This is a genomic window from Cellulomonas sp. S1-8 (genome assembly GCF_026184235.1).
Classification (GTDB): Bacteria; Actinomycetota; Actinomycetes; order Actinomycetales; family Cellulomonadaceae; genus Cellulomonas.
In genome coordinates, this window is record NZ_CP110806.1 from 3,075,857 (window position 1) to 3,099,569 (window position 23,713).

At 73.5% G+C, this 23,713-nt stretch carries 28 protein-coding genes; 5 read left to right on the forward strand and 23 right to left on the reverse strand.

Annotated elements, in window-relative coordinates; all coding sequences use genetic code 11:
• Window positions 1-12 precede the first annotated feature (12 nt).
• From OKX07_RS13715 to OKX07_RS13760, 10 genes are all read right to left on the reverse strand, one after another.
• Window positions 13-447 (reverse strand): DUF3817 domain-containing protein, encoded by a 435-nt coding sequence (locus OKX07_RS13715; protein ID WP_265628623.1) that lies wholly within the window; start codon window positions 445-447, stop codon window positions 13-15.
• 49 nt (window positions 448-496) lie between these two features.
• Window positions 497-922, reverse strand: coding sequence for a DUF3592 domain-containing protein (locus OKX07_RS13720; protein ID WP_265628624.1), 426 nt, complete (start codon window positions 920-922; stop codon window positions 497-499).
• 25 nt (window positions 923-947) lie between these two features.
• On the reverse strand, window positions 948-2,561 hold the full coding sequence (gene guaA / locus OKX07_RS13725; protein WP_322746786.1) for a glutamine-hydrolyzing GMP synthase: 1,614 nt from the start codon (window positions 2,559-2,561) through the stop codon (window positions 948-950).
• Between the two features lie 42 nt (window positions 2,562-2,603).
• Window positions 2,604-3,134: a hypothetical protein gene (locus OKX07_RS13730; protein ID WP_265628625.1), complete on the reverse strand. Its 531-nt coding sequence runs from the start codon at window positions 3,132-3,134 to the stop codon at window positions 2,604-2,606.
• 1 nt (window position 3,135) lies between these two features.
• On the reverse strand, window positions 3,136-3,564 hold the full coding sequence (locus tag OKX07_RS13735) for a hypothetical protein (protein WP_265628626.1): 429 nt from the start codon (window positions 3,562-3,564) through the stop codon (window positions 3,136-3,138).
• 32 nt (window positions 3,565-3,596) lie between these two features.
• Complete coding sequence (locus OKX07_RS13740; protein WP_265628627.1) at window positions 3,597-5,063, reverse strand: hypothetical protein; 1,467 nt, start codon at window positions 5,061-5,063, stop codon at window positions 3,597-3,599.
• 135 nt (window positions 5,064-5,198) lie between these two features.
• Window positions 5,199-5,753 (reverse strand): hypothetical protein, encoded by a 555-nt coding sequence (locus OKX07_RS13745; protein ID WP_265628629.1) that lies wholly within the window; start codon window positions 5,751-5,753, stop codon window positions 5,199-5,201.
• A gap of 2 nt (window positions 5,754-5,755) precedes the next feature.
• On the reverse strand, window positions 5,756-6,334 hold the full coding sequence (locus OKX07_RS13750) for a hypothetical protein (RefSeq protein WP_265628630.1): 579 nt from the start codon (window positions 6,332-6,334) through the stop codon (window positions 5,756-5,758).
• Window positions 6,335-6,378: 44 nt separating this feature from the next.
• Window positions 6,379-7,794 carry a hypothetical protein gene (locus OKX07_RS13755; RefSeq protein ID WP_265628631.1) on the reverse strand — a complete coding sequence of 472 codons (1,416 nt, stop codon included), beginning with the start codon at window positions 7,792-7,794 and terminating at the stop codon, window positions 6,379-6,381.
• The gene (locus tag OKX07_RS13760; RefSeq protein WP_265628632.1) at window positions 7,791-8,195 is read right to left on the reverse strand and encodes a hypothetical protein; all 405 of its coding nucleotides are present in this window, start codon (window positions 8,193-8,195) and stop codon (window positions 7,791-7,793) included. Before OKX07_RS13760 ends, OKX07_RS13755 begins: the two co-directional genes overlap by 4 nt.
• A 234-nt stretch (window positions 8,196-8,429) precedes the next feature.
• On the opposite strand from OKX07_RS13760, the gene OKX07_RS13765 reads away from it, so the two are divergent.
• Genes OKX07_RS13765 through OKX07_RS13780 form a run of 4 tightly spaced genes read left to right on the forward strand, consistent with a single transcriptional unit; the run spans window position 8,430 to window position 11,532 of the window.
• The gene (locus OKX07_RS13765) at window positions 8,430-8,849 is read left to right on the forward strand and encodes a hypothetical protein (protein ID WP_265628633.1); all 420 of its coding nucleotides are present in this window, start codon (window positions 8,430-8,432) and stop codon (window positions 8,847-8,849) included.
• A gap of 40 nt (window positions 8,850-8,889) precedes the next feature.
• A complete protein-coding gene (locus tag OKX07_RS13770; protein ID WP_265628634.1) occupies window positions 8,890-10,284 on the forward strand; it encodes a hypothetical protein in 1,395 nt (464 codons plus the stop codon).
• A gap of 52 nt (window positions 10,285-10,336) precedes the next feature.
• Window positions 10,337-11,011 carry a hypothetical protein gene (locus tag OKX07_RS13775; protein WP_265628635.1) on the forward strand — a complete coding sequence of 225 codons (675 nt, stop codon included), beginning with the start codon at window positions 10,337-10,339 and terminating at the stop codon, window positions 11,009-11,011.
• Entirely contained in the window at window positions 11,008-11,532 is a 525-nt protein-coding gene (locus OKX07_RS13780; protein WP_265628637.1) for a hypothetical protein, read from the forward strand. Before OKX07_RS13775 ends, OKX07_RS13780 begins: the two co-directional genes overlap by 4 nt.
• Window positions 11,533-11,572: 40 nt before the next feature.
• On the opposite strand, the gene OKX07_RS13785 is transcribed toward OKX07_RS13780, so the two are convergent.
• From OKX07_RS13785 to OKX07_RS13845, 13 genes are all read right to left on the reverse strand, one after another.
• The gene (locus OKX07_RS13785; RefSeq protein ID WP_265628638.1) at window positions 11,573-12,163 is read right to left on the reverse strand and encodes a hypothetical protein; all 591 of its coding nucleotides are present in this window, start codon (window positions 12,161-12,163) and stop codon (window positions 11,573-11,575) included.
• A complete protein-coding gene (locus OKX07_RS13790) occupies window positions 12,160-13,260 on the reverse strand; it encodes an OmpA family protein (RefSeq protein WP_265628639.1) in 1,101 nt (366 codons plus the stop codon). The genes OKX07_RS13785 and OKX07_RS13790 overlap by 4 nt, the downstream gene beginning before the upstream one ends.
• 41 nt (window positions 13,261-13,301) lie before the next feature.
• Entirely contained in the window at window positions 13,302-14,030 is a 729-nt protein-coding gene (locus OKX07_RS13795; RefSeq protein WP_265628640.1) for a hypothetical protein, read from the reverse strand.
• A 125-nt stretch (window positions 14,031-14,155) separates the two neighbouring features.
• Complete coding sequence (locus OKX07_RS13800) at window positions 14,156-14,383, reverse strand: hypothetical protein (protein WP_265628642.1); 228 nt, start codon at window positions 14,381-14,383, stop codon at window positions 14,156-14,158.
• A gap of 144 nt (window positions 14,384-14,527) precedes the next feature.
• Entirely contained in the window at window positions 14,528-15,214 is a 687-nt protein-coding gene (locus tag OKX07_RS13805; protein ID WP_265628643.1) for a response regulator, read from the reverse strand.
• Window positions 15,211-16,425 carry a sensor histidine kinase gene (locus OKX07_RS13810; protein WP_265628644.1) on the reverse strand — a complete coding sequence of 405 codons (1,215 nt, stop codon included), beginning with the start codon at window positions 16,423-16,425 and terminating at the stop codon, window positions 15,211-15,213. Before OKX07_RS13810 ends, OKX07_RS13805 begins: the two co-directional genes overlap by 4 nt.
• Entirely contained in the window at window positions 16,422-17,339 is a 918-nt protein-coding gene (locus OKX07_RS13815) for a type II secretion system F family protein (protein WP_265628645.1), read from the reverse strand. The genes OKX07_RS13810 and OKX07_RS13815 overlap by 4 nt, the downstream gene beginning before the upstream one ends.
• Entirely contained in the window at window positions 17,336-18,262 is a 927-nt protein-coding gene (locus OKX07_RS13820; RefSeq protein WP_265628646.1) for a type II secretion system F family protein, read from the reverse strand. The genes OKX07_RS13815 and OKX07_RS13820 overlap by 4 nt, the downstream gene beginning before the upstream one ends.
• Complete coding sequence (locus OKX07_RS13825) at window positions 18,259-19,647, reverse strand: CpaF family protein (protein ID WP_265628647.1); 1,389 nt, start codon at window positions 19,645-19,647, stop codon at window positions 18,259-18,261. Before OKX07_RS13825 ends, OKX07_RS13820 begins: the two co-directional genes overlap by 4 nt.
• On the reverse strand, window positions 19,644-19,994 hold the full coding sequence (locus OKX07_RS13830) for a hypothetical protein (protein WP_265628648.1): 351 nt from the start codon (window positions 19,992-19,994) through the stop codon (window positions 19,644-19,646). Before OKX07_RS13830 ends, OKX07_RS13825 begins: the two co-directional genes overlap by 4 nt.
• Entirely contained in the window at window positions 19,991-21,556 is a 1,566-nt protein-coding gene (locus tag OKX07_RS13835) for an AAA family ATPase (RefSeq protein WP_265628649.1), read from the reverse strand. Before OKX07_RS13835 ends, OKX07_RS13830 begins: the two co-directional genes overlap by 4 nt.
• Complete coding sequence (gene cpaB / locus OKX07_RS13840) at window positions 21,556-22,284, reverse strand: Flp pilus assembly protein CpaB (protein WP_265628650.1); 729 nt, start codon at window positions 22,282-22,284, stop codon at window positions 21,556-21,558. Before cpaB ends, OKX07_RS13835 begins: the two co-directional genes overlap by 1 nt.
• Complete coding sequence (locus OKX07_RS13845; protein WP_265628651.1) at window positions 22,281-23,090, reverse strand: hypothetical protein; 810 nt, start codon at window positions 23,088-23,090, stop codon at window positions 22,281-22,283. The genes cpaB and OKX07_RS13845 overlap by 4 nt, the downstream gene beginning before the upstream one ends.
• A 157-nt stretch (window positions 23,091-23,247) precedes the next feature.
• On the opposite strand from OKX07_RS13845, the gene OKX07_RS13850 reads away from it, so the two are divergent.
• Complete coding sequence (locus OKX07_RS13850) at window positions 23,248-23,616, forward strand: DUF192 domain-containing protein (protein ID WP_265628652.1); 369 nt, start codon at window positions 23,248-23,250, stop codon at window positions 23,614-23,616.
• Window positions 23,617-23,713: the final 97 nt, after the last annotated feature.

Here is a 23,713-nt window from a genome sequence, read left to right on the forward strand (position 1 = left end):
GGCCGTCCGGCGTCAGGCGCGCGGCGCGAGTGCCGCGGCGACGCGCGCGTCCGCGTCCGCGTGCACGCGGCGCTCGAGGACGAACGACATCACGGGCACGACGCCCGCGGCCGCCATCGTGACGAGCCGGCCGAGCCGCCAGCGCAGCGTCGACCACAGGTCGAACACCGTCACGAGGTACACGACGTAGATCCACCCGTGCGCGAAGGCGATCCAGCTGCCCAGGACGGGTGCGTGCCGGCCCTCCGCGTCGTAGCCGTTGACCGCGAAGACGTACTTGAGGACCAGCTCGACGCTCAGCAGGATCAGCATCACGCCGGTGACCCAGGCCATCACGCGGTAGCGCGTCAGCGCGCCGCGGGCCTTGCGGGCCCAGGCGGCCGGGTCAGGCGCCTGCGGGGTGGCGGTCGGGCTCCCCGTGGGGGTGCTGGTCGGTTCGGTGGTCACGCTGGTCCTCTCGTCGACGCAGGTCGATTCTCCCCCACGCCGCGAGGGCTCAGCGTCCGGGCGCCAGGGTGTTGGTCACGAACCACAGGCCGCCGATCGCGGGCATCAGGCCGACGAAGACCAGGAGCACCCCACCGACGGTCGACACGGAGGCCCCCACCGACAGCTGCACGGCCCCGGGGTTGCGCGGGTCGACCCAGACCATGAACCAGTCCCCCGGCTGCGCGGTCTTCCCCTGCCGGGTGGTCACAGGCATCCCCTCGACGCGGCGGGCACGCAGCCACCCACCCGGCACCGGGTAGTCGAACGTCACCGACGACGGCCGGACGTACGCCGTCCGCTCCACGACGACCGCTCCGACCTCGACCCACGGGCTCGGCGGACGCACGTTGCGGCGCAGCAGCAGGACACCGACCACGGCGACGCCGGCACCGGCCGCGACGAGGACGAGCGCCAGGACCTCGAAGGTCAGCACGCCCGCCGCCGCGTGACGGCGCCGCTCACTCCCACTCGATGGTGCCCGGCGGCTTGCTCGTCACGTCGAGGACCACACGGTTGACCTCGGGCACCTCGTTGGTGATGCGCGTCGAGATGGTCGCGAGCACGTCGTACGGCAGGCGGGTCCAGTCGGCCGTCATGGCGTCCTCGGACGACACGGGGCGCAGCACGACCGGGTGCCCGTAGGTCCGCCCGTCGCCCTGCACGCCGACCGAGCGCACGTCGCCCAGCAGCACGACGGGGCACTGCCAGATCTCGCGGTCCAGGCCGGCACGCGTCAGCTCCTCGCGGGCGATGGCGTCGGCGGCGCGCAGCGTGTCGAGCCGCTCGGCCGTGACCTCGCCGACGATCCGGATGCCCAGGCCGGGGCCGGGGAACGGCTGGCGCCACACGATGACCTCGGGCACGCCCAGCTCCAGGCCGACCGCGCGGACCTCGTCCTTGAACAGGGTGCGCAGCGGCTCGACGAGCCGGAACTGCAGGTCGTCCGGGAGCCCGCCCACGTTGTGGTGCGACTTGATGTTGGCCGCGCCCTCGCCGCCGCCGGACTCCACGACGTCGGGGTACAGGGTGCCCTGGACGAGGAACTCGACGGCCTCGCCGTGCGCACCCGCGTCCTCGACGACCTCGCGCGCGGCGTCCTCGAACACGCGGATGAACTCGCGGCCGATGATCTTGCGCTTCGTCTCGGGGTCGGACACGCCCGCGAGCGCGGTGAGGAACCGCTCGCGCGCGTCGACGACCTTGAGCTGCACGCCGGTGGCGGCGACGAAGTCCTGCTCGACCTGCTCGGCCTCGCCCGCGCGCAGCAGGCCGTGGTCGACGAACACGCACGTGAGCTGGTCCCCCACGGCGCGCTGCACGAGCGCCGCCGCGACGGACGAGTCGACCCCGCCGGAGAGCCCGCAGATGACGCGCGCGTCGCCGACCTGGGCGCGGATGCGCTCGACCTGCTCGGCGATGACGTTGCCCGGGTTCCAGTCGGGCGCCAGGCCGGCGCCGCGGTACAGGAAGTTCTCGATCGCGGCCTGGCCCAGCGGGGAGTGCTTCACCTCGGGGTGCCACTGCATGCCGTACAGGCGCCGCTCGCGGTCCTCGAACGCGGCGACGGGGCTGCCGGCGCTCGTCGCGAGCACGTCGAAGCCCGCGGGGGCGGCGTGCACGGCATCCCCGTGGCTCATCCAGACGGTCTGCGCGTCGGGGCTGCCGTCGAGCACCGTCCCGGGCGACGTGACCTCGACGGCCGTGCCGCCGTACTCGCGCTGCCCGGTCTGGGCCACGGTCCCGCCGAGGGCCTGCGCCATCGCCTGGAAGCCGTAGCAGATGCCCAGCACCGGCACACCGGCCTCGAAGAGCTCCGGCCCGACGAACGGCGCACCCGCGGCGTACACCGAGGACGGGCCGCCGGACAGGATGATCGCCGCCGGGTCCTTGGCCAGCATGTCCGCGACGCTCGCGGTGTGCGGCACGATCTCGGAGTACACGTTCGCCTCGCGCACGCGGCGCGCGATGAGCTGGGCGTACTGGGCGCCGAAGTCGACGACCAGGACCGGCCGGTGCGCCGTGGGCTGGGAGGGCGTGGGCTGGGAAGGCGTGGCGGTGGGGGTCTGCGTCACGCGGGCCAGCCTAGTTGCCCGCCGACGTCGGTCGTCGACTCCTCAGCCGTCGACGACGGCCAGGCTCTCCTCGATGCCCGCGACGACGTCCGCCGGCAGGTCGCGCCCGGTGAGCTGCAGGCCCACGCTCGTCCCCGACGCGGGGTCGGCGGCGGCCCAGAACACACCCGTCACGTCGTCGTAGGCGAAGTCGTTGCGGCGGACCTCGAGGGTCTGCGTCTCGACCGGCGTCGACATCCCCGTCGAGCCGTACCCCCAGCCGCCGACCTGCGCGCCGGCGACGAACGCGTCGAGCGCGCGCTCGGCACCGTCCTCGCCCAGCTCCGGTGCCGCCACGAGGAGCACGGACGTCGCCCCCGGCTCGGCGTCGTCGGACCAGCCGATGCTCCACGTCGCGTCGGGCTGCGGGACCTCGACCCAGTCGCCGGGCACGGCGAAGGACAGCGCGCCCTGCTCGACGCGCTGCCAGCCCGCAGGGGTCGCGGGTGCGGCGTCCTGGGGGCCGGAGCACCCGACGACGGCCGCCGCGAGGAGGCCACCGCCGATCACGGCCAGCAACGGACGACGGGACACGTCACACCACCTCGACGTAGGACGAGCGGATCGGCGGCGACCAGCGTACGTGGGCGAGGACCCCCCCGAGGGCCCCCGTCGCGAGGAGCAGCAGCACCGGCAGCGCGACGTCGGACACCTGCACCGACACCGGGACGTCGGCGCGCGACGCGGCCTCGGCCGCCGCCGCCAGCGACGACCCGAGCGCCGCGACCGCCGGGACGGACACGGCCGCCAGCCCCCGCAGGCGGGACGGGCGCGCGGCCGTGCGTGCCACCGCGATCGGCACCGCCACGGACCCGGCCAGCAGGGCCGGCACGACCAGCAGCGGCCAGGCCGCGACCGGTCCGTCCGCGCGGGACGCGAGGACACCGACGAGCACGGCACCCCCCGTCAGCACCACCAGGTACGTCACCGTCCCCGCCACCCACGCCCACACGAGCCGTCGCATCGTCCCCACCTCACCCTTCGTTGTCCCGGCGCTCAGCTGCACAACGTGTCCTCGACGAGCTGCCGGCTGCCGTCCTGCGTCGGCGCACCGAGGAACGCCGCCTCGACCTTCGTGGCCGTCGCCTCCTCGGCCGTGACGTTGAACCCGAACTCCCAGCCCTTCTTGACGGCGGCGCCGAACTCCCAGGAGTCCTTGACGTTGTGGTACTCCACCTGGCTGAGCTTGGCCTGCTCGTACATCAGCTGCATGAACGGGTCGTCCGACGGGTTCTCGGGGACCATCGCGGCGAAGGGGAGCGTGAAGGTCGCACCCGTCGCGCTGTCGTCGATCCACTCCTGCACCATCGCCCGGTTCTCCGCGGTCACGTCGAGCTTGGTCGTGGTCACCACGGACCGCGTCTCACCCTCCTGGAGCTTGCCGCCGGCCGACTTGAACGTGCTGTTCCCCAGGGCCGCGCTGCCGCCGATCTCGTACTGCGACTTGAACGCGATCTGGGAGAGGTTCCCGTCCTTGTCGTACGTCGTCGTGAACGCCCCGGTGACCGCACCCTCGCCCGTGGCGTGGCCGACGACCATGCTGCCGCCGAGCGTGGCCTTGCCCGTGAGCTCGTACGTGTAGCTCTTGGTGCCGGCCACGGCGTCGTTCATCACGATGACCGAACCGCCGGCCGTCAGTGAGCCGTTCACGCCCAGCTGGGGGTCGATGAGCTTGTCGTCGCCGTTCTCGTCCTTGCTGGTGCCCGGGATGCGCGTGCCCGCGGAGGCCTTCAGCGCGGCCTCGAGCGTGATCTTGCCGTAGGTGATGCGGGGGTCCTTCGGGGCCTCGACCCAGCCGTCGGTGAGCCACAGGTACAGGCTGACGCCCGCGGCGCCCTCGCCCGTGAGCTGCTGCTGCTGGACCAGGTAGTCGTCGAGCTGCCCGCGCATCGACTCCCACTGCTCCGCGGAGTCGAACTGCCAGGTCGAGCCGTACTCGAACTTCAGGCCGGCACCCAGGCTCACCTCGGCGCCCGCGTTGTCGCCGTCACCGAGCTTGCCGGCGTCGAACGTCTTGGACCCGAGGTTGCCGCTCGCGCCGATGCCCGCACCGTCCGTCAGCGTCGCGCGGACGGTGCCGTCGGAGAACTCCTGGACGATGAACCCGGAGCTGTCGCTGACCTTGAAGAACCAGATCTTGACCTCGGCCGAGTACTTCTCGCTCGTCTCGGCCAGCATGCAGACGCCCGGGTGGTAGTCGGCGTCGTCCGCCTGCGTGACCGGCGCCGGTGCGTCGCACCCGCCCGTCCCCGCACCCTCGAGGGCCGCCATCAGCCGGCACACCGCCGCCGCCGCGTGCGGCGTCACGGACGACGCACCGCCCACCGACGCGGTGATGAGGACCGCCGCGAGCACCAGGATCCCGATGTACTCGACCGTTCCCGTGCCGCGCTCGGTGTCGGCCCTGTCGCCGCTGTCGGCACGCAGCGCGCGCATCACCCAGGTCACGAGAGGAGCCCCCATCGTCGTCGTCCGCCGTCCGGTGCGCCGAACCTAGCCAGCGCGCGGCGCCGTCCGACGGGCCCCCGGGCTCACCCGTGGGCCCATGGTCGGCGGGCCCCCGGCGTCAGGACGACCGGGGCGACGGGACGGGGACGGTCAGGACGACAGCGCGCGGCTACGACCCGCGCGGCGGGCCACCAGACCCAGGACGAAGACGACGGGAGCCACCGCCACCAGGACCCAGCCGAACGACGGCGTGCCGGCACGCGACGGGTCGGTCGAGACCGCGACCTCCGTCAGCCCGCCGCCCGAGCACGTCACGGTCGCGGCCGCGCCCGTGCCCTCGGTCGTCGCGAGCCACGTCCATGACCCGGAGCCCCCGACGTCCTCGACCGTGCCGGGCCGGTCACCCGGCGCACCGACCACCAGGTCGGCCACGGGCGTACCGTCCGACCGGCTCGTCGCGCACGTCACTCCCGTCACGTCGCCCTCGGCGCGCCCCCACACGGCCGTGGTCCGACCCGAGGGCAGCAGCTCCACCGCGTCGCCGGCGGCCCCGGCGCCCCACATCTCGACGGGACGCTGCGCGCCCGGGCCCGTCCCCGAGACCAGCAGCAGGCCCATGACGAGGAAGAACGGGGCGCCGAGCAGCGCGACCCACGACCACAGCCGCGTCGTGCGGCCGATGTTGCGCCGCGTGAAGACCGCCATGCTCAGGACACCGTGACGGACGCGAGCACGTCGTGCGCGCCGGAGGCGTCGAACGTCTCGACGGGTGCGATCACCGCGACGACCGCCTGCGCCTCGTCCGCGAGGTCGAGCACGAGGTACTCGTACCGCACGTCCAGGTCACCGTCGTCGGTCGGCAGGGTCGCGGTGTAGGAGAGGAACGCCGCATCCTCGGCGCCCGGCCAGGTCAGCAACTCCTCGCTCGGGTCCTGCGCGCCGAGCGTCGCCTCCCCCACCGAGACCAGGTTCGCCACCGCGGCCGCCGCGTCGCGCGAGCGCAGCCGGGTCACCGACACGTGCACACCCGTGCCCGGACCCTCGGCGTCCTGCCGCAGCGCGTACGCCTCGTCCGCGCTCTCGCCGGCGGCCGTCTCGAACGGCGCCCAGTCCTGCGGCGCCGCGAGGGCGATCGGGCCCATCGTGTGCGACGTCCAGTCCGCCGGCGCCTCCTGCGGGTCGAGCACGGCTGAGCCGTCCTGGCCCGGGCTGCACGCGCCGAGGACCATCGTGGGCACCACCAGCAGGGCGGCGATCAGCGGGCGGGGCGAACGTCGTGCGGTCACGGGCGTCTCCGGTCGGTGGGGGGTGGTCGAGACGTCACGGAGGATCACACCACACACTCCGGGCGGTCGACGAAGCCGGTGCCGTCGTAGTACCGGTAGCCGGTCGTGGAGCGCGTGCTCTCGATCGACGCGACGTTCAGGCCCAGCTCGACACCCACCTTGCCCTGCGCGTTGACCGCGTCCTCGTTGGACGACGTCGTGTACGTCTGCTCGTAGATGAAGCCGCGGTTGGCGGCCACCCCGCCGAGCTCCTCGCCGAGCCCCGCGGGGTCCAGCTTGTCGAGGAGCGCCTGTGGGACGTCGACCGAGTCGGTGATCCCCGGGTAGTACGGGACCCCGGCGGCGTGCATGACGCGCGTCGCCAGCTCGCGGTCCGCGGCCGTCTCCAGCGGGATCTCCACCACGCGCTCGGTGTACGACGGGTCGCCGTCGATGCCGCCGGCACCCGAGTAGCTCTCGTCGCCGACCGGGTTCCAGGACGTCACGCTGCGGATGCGGAACGCGACGGGGTTCCCGTCCTCGTCCCGGTCGACCTCCATGACCGCGGCCGCCTCGCCGTCGAGCGTGAACTGCTTGTAGATGTCGTACCCGGAGGCGGTCACGGCGTGGCCCTCCAGGCCGCCGCTGATGCCCATCGACGCCCGCAGGTAGTCGGTCGACGTGCCGTCCTTGCGGCTCGTGCGGCCCAGGTAGGCCTCGAGGGTGGCCTCGGCGTCCGCCGTCGCGACGAGCGCCGTGGCCCCGGCGGACGCCTCGCCCTCGATGCCGGCCTCGAGGAACCACTCGTCCGGGTCGAGCTGCTCGTACTCGTTGCTGCCGCCGAGGTGCTCGTTGACCCAGTCGGCGCCGTCACGCAGCGGGTTGTCGTCGCCGAACCACAGGTCCTTGGTCTCGTCGTTGCGCTTGTGGTCGAGGATCCGCTGGGCCTCCTCCGGTGTCTTCGCGATGTACGACTCCCCGCCACCGACGACGATCGCAGCGCTCGCGTCCGCGGTCGCGCCCACGCCGTACGTCTCGTTGTCGTTCGTCACGCTGACGTCGAAGCCGACGCCGACGCCGATGCCGATGCCGCCCTCACGGGCCCGCGTCAGGCGGTAGGTGCCGTCACCGAGCTGCTCGATGACCCACCGCTCCCCGCCCTCGACGGTCACGACGACCGTCACCGAGGAGCTGTCGTCCTGGCCGTTGGACGAGACCACGCACTCCTCCGGCGGGATGTAGTCCTCCGGGTCGCGGTTCTCGTCGGGGCCGGTGCCGCAGCCGCCGCCCTGCCCGAACGCCTCGGCGATGGCGCACGCCGCCGCCGCGACGTGCTCGCGCGCCCGCAGCGACGTCACCGACAGCAGCAGCGCCGTGATGAGGACGGCCGCGAGCGTGATGATCCCGATGTACTCGAGGGTGCCGACGCCCGCGTCACCGCGCAGCGCGCCCCCACGTGCCCGGTTGAACCGTCGCATCATGCGTATGCCACCTCTCGGCCGTGCTGCCGGCGCGAGCGCGCCAAGGTTGCGGTGCCCACCACGACGAGGAGCCAGACGACGAGGTCCAGGGCGAGCGCCACCGGCCCCGCCGGGACCACGAGCTGCCCCAGGAACGTCCGTGCGGCCCACGTGAACGGGTCGGCGGCGAAGCCGACCGTCGCCGCGAGGGCGACGAGGACGACGTGGCGGGGGGCGTTGCCTTCGTCGCCCATCCCGCGCCAGGTCACCACCACGAGCACGAGCGCGACCAGGAGCGCCTTGAGCACCAGGGCCGCGACGAGCGGCAGCCCGGCGACCGCCATCATCCCCGCAGCCCAGGCCGCGAGGCACGCCCCGAAGGCGTACATCACCGCCATGACCGCCAGCCGCACGAACGACACGTGTTTCCTCCTCGTCCTGTCCGGCTGACGTCGCGCCCGCCGGGCACCGCCAGTCTGCGTGCGAGCAGGCGCTCCGCGATGGGCCGAGGGGTCCGGACACCCGTTCAGCGGTAGGCCCGGCCTGGGCTCCCGGGCCCATCGGCGACGCCTGCGGACGACCTAGCCTCCACAGGATCCGTGGGGCGCGGTCCTTCGCGCCTCCCTGTGATCCCGACCCGCGAAGGACTCCGCTCCATGCGACCTGCACTCATCGCCCAGGTGGCGCTCACCACGGCGCTCGCCGCCCTGCTCAGCTCCTTCGCGGCGCTGTACGTGGCGCAGCAGGCGAACGACATCCAGGCGGGCCTCGTCCTGCGCGCGCTCCTGGTCACGGTCGCGCTGCTCGTCGCGTCGTGGGTCGCCGTGCGGCCCCGGCTCCTGAAGGCGACCCGGGCGCAGCTGCGCGCGGGCGCGCTCCTCGGGCTCGCGCTCGGCTACGCCGTCAGCCCGACGTCGTGGAACGGGCGCACCTACGCCGCCCAGCTCGTCCTGGAGCCCGGGGTCGCCACCATGGTCGTCGACCTCGTGCTGTGGCTGCTGGTGGGCGGCGCCGCCGTCCTCGTCGCGAGCGCCCCGGCCAGCGCCCACGAACGGGCGACCTACGCGGCGCGGTGAACGCCCCCGGAGGGCGCCGCGCGGCCTGTAGGTTCCCCCCGTGACACGACCGCCCGTCCGCGACACCCTGCAGCGCGACGAGGGCGCCGGGACGGTCGAGTACATCGGCATCCTGACGATCGGCGCGCTGCTGGTCACGGCGGTGCTCGTCGCCCTCCCGGCCCTGGACCCCGCGGCTCGCGCGCGCACGCTCGCGTGCCAGATCGCCGACGCGTTCTCGGGCGGCGACGGCGGCGGGTGCGCGAGCTCGGGGGAACGCGGCCCTGAGGACTTCATCCCTCCGGAGCAGTGCGTGTACATCGCCGACGGCGCCGGCTGGCAGGGGTCGATCGCCGTCGGGGTCCAGGTCGACGGGGGCGGCACCTGGCTCATCGAGGAGCTGGGCGACGAGACGTTCCGGCTGACCCGTGGCTCGGAGGCGGGCGTCGGCGCCGAGGTGGGTGTCGGGTTCGACGTCTCCTGGCAGGACGGTGAGCGTCAGTACGGCCTCGGGGCGTCCGCGGGCGCGGCCGGCACGCTCGTCGGCTCCGACGCCGAGGTGTTCCTGGCCCAGGACCGCGACGAGGTCGATCGCATCCTCGCGGCCCAGAGCACCGACGACGTCAAGTCCGGTCTGCTCGGTGACGACTCCATCGCACGGAACCTGTGGGACGACCTGTTCGGCAGCGCACCCGAGGAGCACCTGGAGCCCGTCGAGACGATCCACGCCGCCGGGCTCGAGGTGAACGCCTCGGCCGGAGCGCTGCTGGGGGTCGCCCCCGCCGAGGCCGAGGTCACGGGCGGCATCTACGTCGGGTGGGTCGAGCGCGCCGACGGCACCCGGACGGACTCCTGGAGCGCGGCGTCGGACGGCACGGCCATGGCCGCCTTCCCGACCGGGACCGACCGCTACGACCCGGCGTCGATGGACGACTACCAGGTCGCGACGGCGTCGTACGCGGGCAGCGCGTCCTTCGAGGTGGACCGGGACGCCGACGGGAACCCCGTCGCGATCCGCACGGTCACCGTCGGCATGGGGCACGCCGACACCGCGGAGATCTCGGGCGACGACCTCACGCTGCCGACGTACACCGAGACGCGCGTGCAGATGCCGCTGGAGACCGCAGCCGACCGCGAGCTCGCGGCGCGGATCGCGGACGGGCTCGGCATCCACGTCGCCGGGATCAACGACGACACCCTGGGCTTCGGCTCGCCCGACACCCTGTTCGGCCTCGGCGACAGCTTCGCCTCCATGGCCGAGGAGGCGAAGCAGCGCGGCCACTACTGGGTGCAGGAGTACACGCAGGAGACCACCGTCGACCGCGGCGGCAACGTCGACGCCAAGTGGGTCCTGGAGGCCGGGTTGTCGGGGTCGTACTACGAGACCGCCCGGGTCGGCACCGGCTACGAGTACTGGAACGGGCAGGATTTCGTCAGCCGGTCCGGCTGCCAGTAGCGTGCGCGTCGTCCCGCACCTGCACGACCGGCGACCACGAGGAGCCCTCCTGATGAGGCACGTCCATCCCGGCCTCGCGGTGCTGACGGTCGCGTGCTGCGCCGTCCTCGTCGCCTGCTCGCCGCCGGCCGAGCAGCCGGTCGACGGCGGGACGTCGGCGGTCCGGACCCCGCAGGCCGAGGCGACGGCGAGCGACGACGGCGACGGCGACGGCGACGATCCGGCCGGCGCGCAGGCGCTCGAACCGCTCACCGCACCGCCCGCCACCTGGTCCGGTCTCACGCTGGGACCCGTGACGCTCGACGTCCCCGACGGCTTCACCCAGGTCGACGAGCCGCAGGACACGACCGCCCGCCTGACGACGTGGGTCGCACGGTACGGCGACCAGGACGGCGCGCGCGCCGCGATCTCGGTGGCGCGGGACCTCGACCCGCAACGCGACGCGTCCGGCACGGCGGACGCCGCGCTCCAGGCGGAACGCGCGCAGCGCGGCGTCGACGACGACGCGTCGAGCGCGCTGACCTGGCCGGGCGCCGACGCCGCGCACCACCTCACCTACCTCCAGGACGTCGCCGTCGGCGGCACGCGCGTCTCGCACCGGGCCGAGTGGGTCTACGCCGACCTCCCGGACGGGACGCAGGTCGCCGTCGGGGTGCTCGCGCCGGTGGACCTGTTCGACGAGCTCGCGCTGCACGACGTGCTCGCGACGTGGCGGACCGGTCCGTGAGCACCGGCGGGAACCTGCGGCGCGCGGTCCGGACGTCCGGGGTCGTCGCGTGCGGGGCCACCGTCCTGTTCCTCGTCGCCGGCACGTCGTACCTGATGCGCGTGGACACCCCGCCACAGATGTGGGAGCAGACGTGGGCCGCGGGTGAGCCGATCACCCTGGACGACCGCCCCGAGGTGATCCTGTGGGCGCCGGACCTGGCCGGCTCCGCGCAGGACGTCACCTGCACCCTGAGCGACGCACGCTCGTACGACGGCGTCCTGCCCGCCGGGCCCGACGAGTCGCGAGCGGCGCTCGCGACGGTGACCGTGGACGGCGAGGACCTCACGTACCTGGCCCGGATCGACCACATCCGCTCCGGGACCATCGTGTGCGACGGCGGCGGGCTCACCCAGGTCCGCGTCTCGGACGACCTGCGCCCCGGGCTCGAGCGTGGCTCCGCGACCGCCTTCTTCATCGGCGCCGCTGTCGCCGCCCTGTGGGCGTTCGTCACGCTGCGCAGCACGCGTCCGCGGCGCTGAACCTCAGCGCCGCTCGAACCTCAGCGCCGGTCGACCGCCGTCACCGCCACGTCACCGGGACGTCGGTCACGGGGTCGAGGCCCGGGAGCTCGACCGTGACGGTCTGCGTGCCCGCGGTCAGCGGGGGAAGCAGCGCGTGGACGTCGGCCCCTCCGCCCGAGAGGCGGCTCGGGAAGGGTGCGCAGGCGCACCCCAGGTCCTGCAGGCCGTCCGAGTCCTGGATCGTGTAGGGCCGCAGCCGCCAGCCCGAGCCCTCGTCGACGACGGACACGCCACGCAGGTCGTTGTGCACGCCGCGGCTGTCCGACCAGCCGGAGAACGACCCGCGGTGCTCGCCGTCGAGCCGCAGCACCAGGTCGGTCCCCGCAGGGTCCGCGACGACCGCCAGGACCTGCACGTCGATCGGCGTGTCCTCGACCGTCCCGGAGGTCTCGCCCAGCACGTCGGCGTCCGGCAGGTCGTCACCGGCCAGCACGGCGGCCGCGTACTCCTCGACCGTGAGCTGCGCCTCGTCCTCGGCCGTCGCCTCGCTCGTCCCGGTCGGCGTGGGTCCCGGCGCCTCGTCCGAGGTGCACCCCACCAGCAGGACCGTCAGCAGGCACGCCGCCGCAGCGCTCCCGACCCGCCTCATCGCGCACCCCCCTGCACCTGGTAGGTCACCGTCACGCGCCGGTTCGCCTGCATGTTCTCCGGTGAGTCGTTGGGTGCCACCGGCTCGTCCTCGCCGCGCCCCTCGGCGACGAACGTCACGGCCGCACCGGAGCCCGGCTGCAACGCCGCGACCACCGCCGCGGCACGCTGCTCGGACAGCACCGTGTTGGACTCGTCCGAGCCGTCGGAGTCCGTGTGCCCGACGACCACGACCTCGCCCGTGCCGCGCGCGGCGATGTCGGCCGCCAGGGCGTCGAGGGACTGCTGCGCGGCCGGCGTCAGCGACGCCGACGACTTGTCGAAGAGCACGTTCGCGTCGAGCGTCGCGGCGACCTGCTCGACGGTCTCGTCGAGCGTCGTCACCTCGTCGACCGACTCCCGGTGCGCCACGAGCGGGCGCACGGAGTACGCGGGTTCGGCGGCCGCCAGGTCGTCGCCCTGCAGCACTGCCGGCCATCCCTCACCGACCAGGGGCGCAGCGTCGTCCACGACGGGCTCGAGCGCACCCTCCCCGACGGGCACGTGCGCGGCCAGGGCGTTCGTCGAGCCGATCTGCACGTCCACGTGCTCGACCCCGGCGGGGAGCTCGGGGAACACGACCCACACGACGGCGAGCTCACCGGGCTCGATCGACACGTCGCGCTTGTCGGTCGAGTACGTCACCTCACCACCGAGCAGGGGCTCGTACGCGGTCATGCCTGCCCGGTCGACGAGGGCCACCTCCGCCACCGCGCGGGTCTCGTACGCCTGACGGATGCCGAACACCCCGGAGCCGGGGACGCCCCTGCTCTCGGAGTCGGACAGGCCGAGCGAGAAGTAGAGCACCGTGCCGCCCTCGACCCGCTGGACGCCGTGCACCGCCCCACGGACGGTCGGGTCGGAGTCGTCACCGCCCGGCCGGAACGAGAACGTCGCGTGGGTCGCGACGTCCGTCCCCGCGACGTCCACCACCCCGGACAGCTCATCGGGCGTCGTCGAGGCCACGGACGCGGACGGCGCGGCCACCAGGCCCGCGACGAGCAGGCCGACCAGGACGGCGCGGGTGCGTCGGCCGTGTCGCGGCAGCTCCGGCGTCACGTGCACTCCTCGGCTCAGGGGGACAGATCGGGCGGCGGTCATCATCGCACAAGCCGCACATCGAGCCGGGAGGTCACCCAGCCGCGGCCGGCGTCCACGGCGTCGTCCAGGACGCGGGTCCACGGGGACCGCAGGTCCGCGCCGTCGACGTCCGTGCAGACGAAGCGGTACTCGAACCCGTAGATCGGGACCGGCGGGGGCGGCGGGGTCGGGCTGGGCGTCGGTGTCGGGGTCTCACCGGGCGACGGCGTGGGGGTCGGTGTCGGGGACGGGGTCGGAACCGGTTCGTAGCCGACGATCACGCGCCGGTCCTCGATCCCGCAGCTGCCGAGCACGACACCCACCTCGGCAGCCGACGCCCGCTCCGTCCGCCGGCCGTCGCGCTCGTTGCGGCGCGCGACCTGGACGTCGACGCGTCCCGCGTACCGGTCGAGCGAGTAGGCGGAGCCGACGAGGTCGGCGCCGTTGCGGTTCGCGTACGCCGACGCCTCGGAGATCCCCGCCGAGAGCGGGAGCAGGCCGTCCAGCGTGTCCCCGGGGCCGAGCGTCGGCAGGCCGTCACGCACGAGCTCGCGCACGCGGTCGGCGGCGGCGAGCGCCGCCGCGTCGGCTGCGCTCTCCGTGAGGTCGGAGTGCTGGGTGCGCCCGGCGATCGGCAGGACGGTGACGAACAGCAGCACGACCACCGCGAAGCACACGACGATGACGACGCCCGTCACGGCCGCACCGCGCTCACGCATCGCGGGTCCGTCGATCGGTCCGATCCTCATCGCCATCCTCCTGTCGTCGGCAGCACGCGCAGCGGCTCGCACCGCTCTCCCCCACACGCCCACAGGACCCACGGCATCGCCGTGGGTCCTGTGGTGGTCGGACGGGTACGACCCGTCCGGGAGCATCAGTCGCGTGCGTTCTGCAGCGCCTCGTCGATGTCACCGATCTGCGTGTCGGCGATCGCCTCGGGGTCGAAGACGTCGAACGCGGCGAGCACGGCGACGATCAGCAGCGCGGCGACCACGAGGATGCCGATGTACTCGAGCATGCCCTGGCCGGCCTCGCGGTCGCCGATGCGCGCCTCGATCGCCTTCTGCATGCGGACCTTCGTGTTGACGAACATGCGGGTCATGGCTGTCTCCTCCGTGTGGTCCGGCGTCCTGCCGGCTGTCCGACTCTGGTCTGGTGTCCCCCGGAGCGGGTTCTCCCGATGACCAGAAAGTTACGTCTCGAGCGGTCTGCCCCGACGGGCCCGTAGGCCCAACTGCGGGCCCAATCAGGACCTGACCCGCTCCGGGCCCGTCGCCCCACCCAGCCACAGCGACACGGCCTCCGCCCGGCTCCGGACGCCCAGCTTCGCGAAGATGTGGTTGACGTGGTTCTTCACGGTCTTCTCCGACAGGAAGCACTCGCGGGCGATCTCCCCGTTGGTGCGTCCCTGCGCGATGAGTCCCATGACCTCCTGCTCGCGCGCCGACAGGCCCGCGTCGGGGCGCACGGGAGCCGCCACCGTCTGCGGGGCGGCCCACGCCGCGCGCATCGCCGTGGCCGCCACCGGGGACAGCACGAACGACCCCGAGGCGACGCCCAGCACCGTCCGGACGAGCTCGGCGCCGTCGAACTGCCCGTGCACGAGGTAGCCGCTCGCGCCCGCGTCGACGGCCGCGCGGACCACCTCCGGGACGTCGGAGTAGGTGAGCATGAGGACCTTGCTCCAGGCGCGGACCTCGGCGGCGACCTGCACCCCGTCACGGCGCGGCATCCGCACGTCGAGCAGCACCACGTCGGGCACCAGCTCCCGCACGACGCGCACCGCCTCCTCGCCGTCGGCAGCCTCGCCGATGACGCGGACGCCGTCCTGGACGTCGAGGAGGCTGCGCAGCCCCATCCGGATCACGGCGTTGTCGTCCACGACCACCACGGTCACCGGGCGACCGGGGACCTCCTGCGCCTCGCCGCTCATCGCGCTCCTCCCAGGGCCCGCGCCCTGTCGCTCAGGCCGTCGGGGCGACGTCCGTCGCCCGCGTCCGGCGGCTCCCAGGCGAGCTCGACCGTCGTCCCGTCGCCGGGCGCGGACCGCACGCGCAGCCGCGCGTCGACCTCGGAGGCGCGTTCCCGCATGCCCGTGATCCCGAAGTGGCCGGGCGGGCTGGCGGCGTCGGTGCCGGCGTCGAAGCCGTTGCCGTCGTCCCGCACCCGGATGCGAACGGTGCCGTCGTCGTCGTGCGCCAGGCTGACCCGGACGCACGACGCGTCGGCGTGCCGGTGGACGTTCTCGAGCGCCTCGGTGACGACCGCGAGCGCCTCGTACCGCACGTCGATGGGCAGGTCCACCGCGTCGTGCACGGTGAACTGGCACCGCACCCCGGTGCGCTCCTGCCAGGACGCGCAGATGTCCCCGAGCACCTCGACCAGGGCGCGGTCCGGCTCGTCCTGCCGCAGCCGCACCAGCAGCTCGCGCGCCTCGCGAGCGGCCCGCTCCGCGCCCTCGGCCAGCGCGGTCGCGATGCGCCGCGCCGTCTCCGGGTCCCGGTCCACCCACGCCGCCAGGCCTTGCGCGCCCAGCGAGATGCCGTGCAGGGTCTTGCCGAGCGAGTCGTGCATCTCGCGCGCCAGCCGCGCCCGCTCGTCCGCCGCGGCCGTGAGCTGCTCGGCCCGCGACACGGCCCGCGCGGCGACGACCTGCTGCTCGTGCGCGGAGCGCACCGCCACGCCGATCGCCACGAGCGCCGCGTACAGGGCCGGGACGCCGACCTCGGTCATGAACCCGCGTGGGGCGGGTGCCGGCGGCACCATCACGACCACGAGGTACCCGGCGCACAGCACCACCGCACCCGCGACGGCCACGGCGGGTCGTGTGAGCACGCCGACGACCAGCGCGACCGGGAACGTCGCGAGCACCAACGGGCTCTCGACACCGAGCACCCACACGACCGTCAGGCTCAGCAGGATGTCGGCGACCAGGGAGATCGGGTGCCGCGCGACGAAGTCGAGGATCTGGGCGTACATCAGCATCGCGAACGTCGCGGCGCTCAGCACCAGGATGCAGGCGAGCAACGGTCCGGTCATCGTCTGACCGACCAGCCCCACGAGCGCGATCATGATCGTCGCCAGGCGCACCACCAGCGCGACGCCGACCACACGTCCGGCGAAGTCCCTCGTCGGCAGCGTCATTTCTCGAGACTCCCCATCAGCTCGCCGAAGTCGATGTCGGCTCCCAGCACCAGGCCCGTGAGCATGAGGATCAACGCCCCCGGCACCAGGACGACCGTCGTGACGAGCGTGAGCTTCGGCGACGTCCGCGCCGCGCGCTGACGCTGGCGCTGCCCGCTGTCGCGGCGCATGTCGACGGCGATCTGCTTCAACGACTCGGCCAGGGGTGCGCCCAGCTCCTGCGACTGCAGCAACGCCGAGACGAACTGCGCCACGGGTTCGGACGCGGAGCGCTGGCGCAGGTCGACGAACCCCTGCCGCACCGAGGCGCCGTTGGCGATCTGGTGCAGCGTGAGCTGCACCTCGTCGGCCAGCGGGCCGTTGAAGCGCTCGGACACCTGCCACAGCGCCTGGCGGAAGTTGACGCCCGCCATCACCGTGACCGCGAGCACGTCGAGGAAGTCCGGCAGGTCGCGGTCGATGCGGTCACGCCGCGTCCGCCCGGCGCGCGACAGGCGCCCCACGGGGATGACCACGGGGACCACCAGCGCGAGGATCGCCATGACGGGCTGCCCCAGCAGCAGCAGGGCCGCGCTCGCGGGCAGCACGATGATGATCCACAGCGCGCAGCTCGTCAGGAACCCGTCGACGGTGAGCCCGTCGGGCCGGCCCGCCTCGTCGATGCGGCGCTGCAGCGCGTGCAGCCGACGGATGCCCAGCCCGCGACGCATCGACGGGACGAGCCGCGCCGCCAGCGACTGCAGCGGCGTCGACCCCTCGGCCGAGCGACGCTGCTGCCCCCGCAGCAGCTCGAGGTCCTCGATGGCCAGGCCGTCGAGCGCGTCGGTGCGCAGTGCGCGGTAGCCGACCAGCAGCAGCACCACGGCGACCGCGCCGGGCACCGCGATCAGCAGGGCCACCAGCTCCCCGCTCATGCGTCGACCCTCGTCATCCGGCGGATCGTGAGGAACCCGGCGGTGTACAGGGCACCGGCGAAGATCAGCGCGCCACGGCCGACCCAGTGGTCGGTCATCGCCTGGACCGTGCCGGGCTGGACGAAGTTGAGCAGGAACAGGATGCCGACCCCCATGCCGATGACGATGTAACCCGTGACGCTCGCCTGCGCGAGCGTCGTGCGGACCTCGCGCCGGATCTCCTTGCGCTCGTCGAGGGTGTCGGCGATGTCGCGCAGCGCCGAGACGAGCGACCCACCGCTGCGGGCGGACACCAGGAGGGTCGAGACCAGCACGGACACCTCCCGCGAGGGCAGCCGCTCCTCCATCTCCCGCATGGCGACGTCGAGGCTCGCGCCGAACCGCAGCCGCGCCGCGACGCGGCCGAGCTCGACACCCGCCGGGGCGCTCAGCTCGTCGGCCGCCAGGGTCACGGCCGAGGCGATCGACAGCCCGGCACCGGTCGCGTTGGACAGCACGCGCGCCAGCTCCGGCATCTGCGCCACGAACGCCTCGTTGCGTCGGTCCTGCGCGCGGCTGAGCCAGGCGCGGATGCCCACGATCCCGCCGGCGATCCCCGCCAGCCCGAACACGGGCGCGAGGCCGACCGCCAGCACCCAGCCGAGGACCGCCCCGCCCAGGGCCGCGAGGGTGACGACGAGGACGGGCGACCGCCCCTCCTCGCCCGCGAGCAGCAGCTGGCGCTGCACCCAGGCCCCCAGGCGGGTCTGCACGAACACGCGGTCCCACGCCGCGACCCGGTGCTGCCACGTCGCGGTGGGCTCGTCGACGGCGCCGGCGAGGATGGCCCGGCGCCGGGACGAGACGGACGCGATGTCCGACGTGCCGACGACGAGCAGGACGGCGGCGGCGAAGACGAGGACGAGGATGCCGACGACGATCACGGCGCAGCCTCCGCAAGGGCCGCGGTGCCGGCGGGGACCGCCGCGTCGGCCGGACGCCCGACGTTCTCGCCCGCGATGCGCAGGCGGTTCAGCAGCGGCGTGGGCAGCGGGAACCGCAGGAACGCGCCCGGGGTCCCCCCCGTGCCCGGAGCCTCGGGGTCCCACCGCATGAGCGGTGCGATCTCGAAGTCGTCGCGGTGGCGCGAGACCACGTAGCCGACCTCGACGACGCGGCGCGTGCCGTCGGCGCCGCGCAGCAGCTGCACGACGATGTCGATGGCGTTGTTCACCTGGTCGCGCAGGGCGTGGAACGGGACCTCGACGTCGCTCATCGAGGCCAGCGTCTCGAGCCGGATGAGGGCGTCGGCGGTCGTGTTGGCGTGCACCGTGGCCAACGACCCCTCGTGACCGGTGTTCATCGCCTGCAGCATGTCCAGCGCCTCGCCGCCGCGGACCTCGCCGACGATGATGCGGTCGGGCCGCATGCGCAGGGCGTTGCGCACGAGGTCGCGGATCGTGACCTGCCCGTGCCCCTCGACGTTCGCCGGACGGGTCTCGAGCCGGATGACGTGCTCCTGCTCGAGCGAGAGCTCGGCGGCGTCCTCGATCGTGATGATGCGCTGACGACCGGGGATGAACGCCGACAGCGCGTTGAGGAACGTCGTCTTCCCCGACGACGTGCCGCCCGAGACGATGATGTTCGCCCGGGCGCGCACGCACGCGGCGAGCAGGTCCGCGGTGTGCGGGTCCAGCGTCCCGCGGCGCATCAGCTCGTCGAGCCCGTACGACCGGGGGAACAGACGGATGGTGACCGTCGGCCCGTTGAGCGCGAGCGGCGGCAGGATGACGTGCACACGCGCGCCGCGCGGCATCCGCTCGTCGGCGGGCAGGCGCGCGTCGACCATGGGGCTGGACTCGTCGACGCGCCGGTTGACGGTCGAGACGATGCGGTCGATCGTCTGCCGCAGCTGCTCCTGGGACGCGAAGGACGTGGCGACCCGCTCGAGGCGGCCGAACCGCTCGACGTAGATCGTGTCGTGCCCGTTGATCATGATCTCGGACACCGTGTCGTCCGCCAGCAGCGGCTCGAGGACGCCGAGACCGATGGACTCGTCGACGACCCGGCGGATGAGCGCGTTGCGCTCGCGGGTCGTGAGGATGACGCCCTCGGTCGAGACGAGGTGGGCGACGACGCGCTCGAGCCGGACGCGGCGCTGGGCGGGCTCGAGCCGGCCCAGCTCCTGCAGGTCGACCTCGTCGAGCAGCTTCTGCTTGAACTGCGTGACGAGGTGCTCGTCGAGCTCGGTGCGCGCGTTCGACGACGCGAGCGAGGAGCTGGCCGCTGTCTCCTTGGGGCGCCCCCAGGCGTCGATGAGCTCGCTCATGAGTCCGTCCTCGGCATCGCGACCTGGCGCTGCAGGTCCATGGGGAACAGCGTTCCGCCCATGCGGACCGTGACGCGCACGGTGTCACCGGCCGGGTAGGAGATGCGGTACTCCGTGTCGTCCGGCACCGACCGCGCGACCGCCGCCGGGACGGACCGGCCCAGGCTCTGCGCCCGGGCCCCGTCGCGCGCGGCCTGCGTCGCGATGCCGGAGCCGATCATGAACCACACCACCTGCATGACGACCAGCAGGATCGTGCCGATCATGAGGATGGCGGCCAGCGCCTCGATCGCGGACGACCCGCGGTCGTCCCCGGTGCCCCGCACCCGCTCGACGAGCCCGCTCACGGTTCCATCACCACCTGCCGGACGACGGTGATGCGCCACGGGGTGGCCGCGACGCCGGGGACGAGCAGGGGCACCTGGGTGGACACGGTCGACCGGCCGACGCCCGGGTCCGTGAGCACCTGCACGGAGCCCTCCATGACGGCGGGGACCCGGTCGAGCGCCGCGGCCCGGACGTCGAGGTAGGACGAGTGCATCGCCATCTCGCGCGCGGCGGCGCTCGCCGCGTACCCCGTCCACATGTAGGTGATGCCGACGACGACGAGCTGCACCAGGAGCAGGCACATGATCGCCACCCACGGGAACACGCTGACGAACTCGATCGACGCCGAGCCCTCGTCACCGTCCGCCCGCCGACGCCCGCGCGCCCGCGACCGCTCCGCCGTGGCGTCGGGCTCGCCGTCCGCACGTCGCGCCGCGATGCCGACGTGCCGGCCGATCGCCCGCAGGGACTGCCACCACGACGTGTCGGTCGCGTACTCGGGGGACCGCGAGTTCGTCGCGCGCTCGAGCTTGCGACCCTGGTCCGGCAACGCGACCGGGATCAGGGGTGAGGGCGAGAGCCGGGCGGCCGTGTCCGGCTGCACCTCGTCCGCCTTGCTGTGGCGGTTGAGCAGCACGTGCACCATGTCGGCCTTGCGCACCGCGAGCTGCTCCCACGTCGCGACCTGGCGGCGCAGGCCGCGCAGGCTCACGAGGTCGGGCGTGGTGATGCTGACGACCTCGTCCGCGATCTCGACGACCGCCGCCTGCACGGGCGTGACACGCGCACCCGCGTCGACCAGCACGAGGTCGTACTGCTGGCGCACGAGACCGACGATCTGGCGGATGGCCTGCGCCGTGACGTACTCGCTGTCCCGCACGTCCTCGGGTGGCAGCAGCAGGTGGATGCCCGACTCGTGGACGAACACCGCGTCGGCGACCGTGCGCAGGGACAGGTCGTCGGCGACCTTGGCGAGGTCGGCCACCGAGGTGCGGTACCGCGCCTCGATGAACGACGTGATGTCGCCCTTCTCGAGGTCGAGGTCGATGAGCAGGACCTTGTGGTCGGGGAGCTCGCGCCGGACGTCCCACGCGAGGTGGGTCGCCACGGTCGACACCCCCACCCCGCCCTTCGCGCCCGTGACCGCCAGGACGAGCGCGCGGTGCCCGCTCCTCGTGGAGTCCCGCTCGACGAGCAGCTCGTGCAGCCGGTTCGACCAGTCGAGCGCGTTGGTGACGCGCTGCTGGACCTCGCTGAAGGACAGCGGGTAGGTCAGGACCCCGCGGGCACCGGCGTCGAGCGCGAGACCGAGGTTCTCGGGGTCGCTGTCGCCGGCCACGATGAGCGTCACGCTCGACGGGCGCCGCAGCCCCAGGTCGCGGATGACCTGGTGCACCGGCTCCGGTCCGAGCTGGTCGTGCACGATGACGAGGTTCGGCTCGCGCTCGACCACGGCACGCACGAGCTCGCCGGTGGTCTCGGCGAGGGCGAGCACCTCGAGCTCGGCGACCTCCGCGAGCTGCGCCCGCAGCTCGTACGCCAACGTCTGGTCGGCGCACCCGATGATGACGGTCCCGGCCATCAGCCCACGTTCCCTTCCGGCACGGAGACCCCGCCGAGGTCCTCGGCGTCGAAGTCGTCCTGCTCGCCGGAGCGGTTCTCACCGGTGCCGGTCGGCAGGCCGACGAGGCGCACCTCCTGCGCGAAGGCTGCGGCGTACGTCACGGCCAGCGCGTCGTTGGGCTCGAGCGCGAGCGTCACCGGGACCACTGCCTGCTCCCCGGACGGGCTGTCCTCGTCGTAGCGCACCTGGCTGCCCCGCACGGACACGACGCGGACGTTCTGCACCAGCACCCGCACCTGCTTGGGCAGGCCCGGGACGTCGGCGAAGACCGCGTAGATGTCGACGTAGTCGCCCGGCCGCACGCGGTCGGCGATGCCGGTGATCTGGTTGACCTGGACGGCGATCTCCCGCTCGGTCGGCGACAGGTCGGACGGCGGGACGAGCATGTCCTCGGAGACGAGCGTGCCGGCGGCGATGTTGAAGCCGATCCGTCGGCCGAGCAGGTCCTCCGCGGTGACGCGGGCGTTGTCCGACAGCCACCGGGCCGGCACCTCGTCCACGACGAGCGAAGACTCGTCGATGACCGCGTACGCGGGCAGGTCGTCGGCGGCGCGGTACACGGTGACGACCGAGCCCACCTGGCTCTGGACGTTGCCCACGTACGTCGCGATGACGAAGAAGACGACGACGGCGAGCACGGCGGACAGCAGGATGAACAGGACACCGCGACGCTGGCGGGGGTTCACGCAAGGACTCCTTGGGGATCGACGACCACGGGTCGTACGTGACAGAAGGGACAGGTCTCGGCGAACACCAGGGCGTCGCACACGCCGCACCGGCCGCGTGCGGGCGGCAGCGCCAGGCGCTGCTCGGCGGGCAGGGCCACGAGCTCCACGGCCTCGTCGGCACCGATGCGCCCACGGGCGTCGAGCGCGAGCGCCGGGTGGTCGACCGTGCCGGTCGCGCCCGACGTCGTCAGGACGTCCTGGAGGGCCGGCGCCGGGATCCGCGCGAGGCCGGCTCCGTACAGGTCGCCGCGGGCGAGCACCGGCTCCGCCGGGGACGCCTTGCCGACCGCACGCGCCTCCGGCTGCGGGCCGGAGAACGTGACGACGAAGCCGGAACCGCCCGGCAGCCACGAGCGCAGGTGCTGACCCACCGCGACCTCGGGGTGCTCCAGGCGCGCCACGCTGGGCGCCCACGCGCCGCTCCACGTCTGCTCCAGCAGGCGGTCGGCCAGGACGACCGCGATGCCGGCGTCCACGTCCGAGGTGGCGATCTGGTTCGCGATCAGCAGGAGCGCGGCCGGGCCGTGGTGCCCCGTGCGCCACGCCACCGGGTGGCCGGCGTCGGCCAGCAGCGCCGCATGCCGCCGCACGAGTGGTTCGTGCCGTCTTTCACCCAGGAGGAGGACGTGCGTTGCACACCCTGCGAGCCTCTCGGCCAGGTCCGGCAGATCCTCGGGTGCGACCAGCAGCAGCCGGTCGCTCTCGACGAGCTCACGAGCGTCCGGGAGGGGCGGCACGAGCGCCGACACGACGATGCGCTGCATGGATACGGTGCTCTCCTCGGTGCTGCGGCCTGCGCGTACGCTCCAGAACGCCTCCCGAATGGGTCCCTGGAAAGGGACACAGCGGGAGGAATCGGGCACGGGTTGCGACACAAGAGCCGGGGGACGATGACCCGCGAATGGTAACGGGAGGCCTGAGATGCACCAGCCAGACGTTCGGCTGTTCGTGGACGGGAGGGACGTCGCCGGCCTCGTGGTGGCCGACACGTGGGCCCGACGTGCCCGCGGGATGCTGGCGCGCCGGCCGCTGCCCCCGGCCATGTGGTTCGTCGGCGAGAGCGGCGTGCACGGCGTCGGCATGACCCGGACGCTCGACGTCGCGCTCCTCGACGGCAGCGGGCGGGTGCTGGCGACGACCGTGCTGCGGCCTTTCGGCATGACACGACCGCGCCGGGGCGTCGTGGACGTCCTCGAGGCGCCGCGGGGCAGCTTCGCGGCCTGGGGGCTCACGACCGGGAGCACGCTGGCGCGGCGGGGCAGCGGCGCGGCGCAGGTCGACGGGTCGTGAGGCACGATCACATCCTCGGCACCCGGAACCCCCGGACGTAGGGCCCAGGGACCGGGTTCGCCCGGGTGCGGCCTGGGCCCACCCTGGGCCCCTCGAC

What these genes read in the sequence shown, in the direction of transcription:
- OKX07_RS13765 (WP_265628633.1), top strand. Translation starts at nt 8,430, where the DNA reads ATGCGACCTGCACTCATCGCCCAGGTGGCGCTCACCACGGCGCTCGCC.
- OKX07_RS13805 (WP_265628643.1), bottom strand. Translation starts at nt 15,214, where the DNA reads ATGAGCGGCGAGGCGCAGGAGGTCCCCGGTCGCCCGGTGACCGTGGTG.
- OKX07_RS13845 (WP_265628651.1), bottom strand. Translation starts at nt 23,090, where the DNA reads ATGCAGCGCATCGTCGTGTCGGCGCTCGTGCCGCCCCTCCCGGACGCT.
- OKX07_RS13735 (WP_265628626.1), bottom strand. Translation starts at nt 3,564, where the DNA reads ATGCGACGGCTCGTGTGGGCGTGGGTGGCGGGGACGGTGACGTACCTG.
- OKX07_RS13755 (WP_265628631.1), bottom strand. Translation starts at nt 7,794, where the DNA reads ATGATGCGACGGTTCAACCGGGCACGTGGGGGCGCGCTGCGCGGTGAC.
- OKX07_RS13810 (WP_265628644.1), bottom strand. Translation starts at nt 16,425, where the DNA reads ATGACGCTGCCGACGAGGGACTTCGCCGGACGTGTGGTCGGCGTCGCG.
- OKX07_RS13795 (WP_265628640.1), bottom strand. Translation starts at nt 14,030, where the DNA reads ATGAGGATCGGACCGATCGACGGACCCGCGATGCGTGAGCGCGGTGCG.
- OKX07_RS13740 (WP_265628627.1), bottom strand. Translation starts at nt 5,063, where the DNA reads ATGGGGGCTCCTCTCGTGACCTGGGTGATGCGCGCGCTGCGTGCCGAC.
- OKX07_RS13785 (WP_265628638.1), bottom strand. Translation starts at nt 12,163, where the DNA reads ATGAGGCGGGTCGGGAGCGCTGCGGCGGCGTGCCTGCTGACGGTCCTG.
- OKX07_RS13775 (WP_265628635.1), top strand. Translation starts at nt 10,337, where the DNA reads ATGAGGCACGTCCATCCCGGCCTCGCGGTGCTGACGGTCGCGTGCTGC.
- OKX07_RS13745 (WP_265628629.1), bottom strand. Translation starts at nt 5,753, where the DNA reads ATGGCGGTCTTCACGCGGCGCAACATCGGCCGCACGACGCGGCTGTGG.
- OKX07_RS13835 (WP_265628649.1), bottom strand. Translation starts at nt 21,556, where the DNA reads ATGGCCGGGACCGTCATCATCGGGTGCGCCGACCAGACGTTGGCGTAC.
- OKX07_RS13800 (WP_265628642.1), bottom strand. Translation starts at nt 14,383, where the DNA reads ATGACCCGCATGTTCGTCAACACGAAGGTCCGCATGCAGAAGGCGATC.
- OKX07_RS13825 (WP_265628647.1), bottom strand. Translation starts at nt 19,647, where the DNA reads ATGAGCGAGCTCATCGACGCCTGGGGGCGCCCCAAGGAGACAGCGGCC.
- OKX07_RS13815 (WP_265628645.1), bottom strand. Translation starts at nt 17,339, where the DNA reads ATGAGCGGGGAGCTGGTGGCCCTGCTGATCGCGGTGCCCGGCGCGGTC.
- OKX07_RS13850 (WP_265628652.1), top strand. Translation starts at nt 23,248, where the DNA reads ATGCACCAGCCAGACGTTCGGCTGTTCGTGGACGGGAGGGACGTCGCC.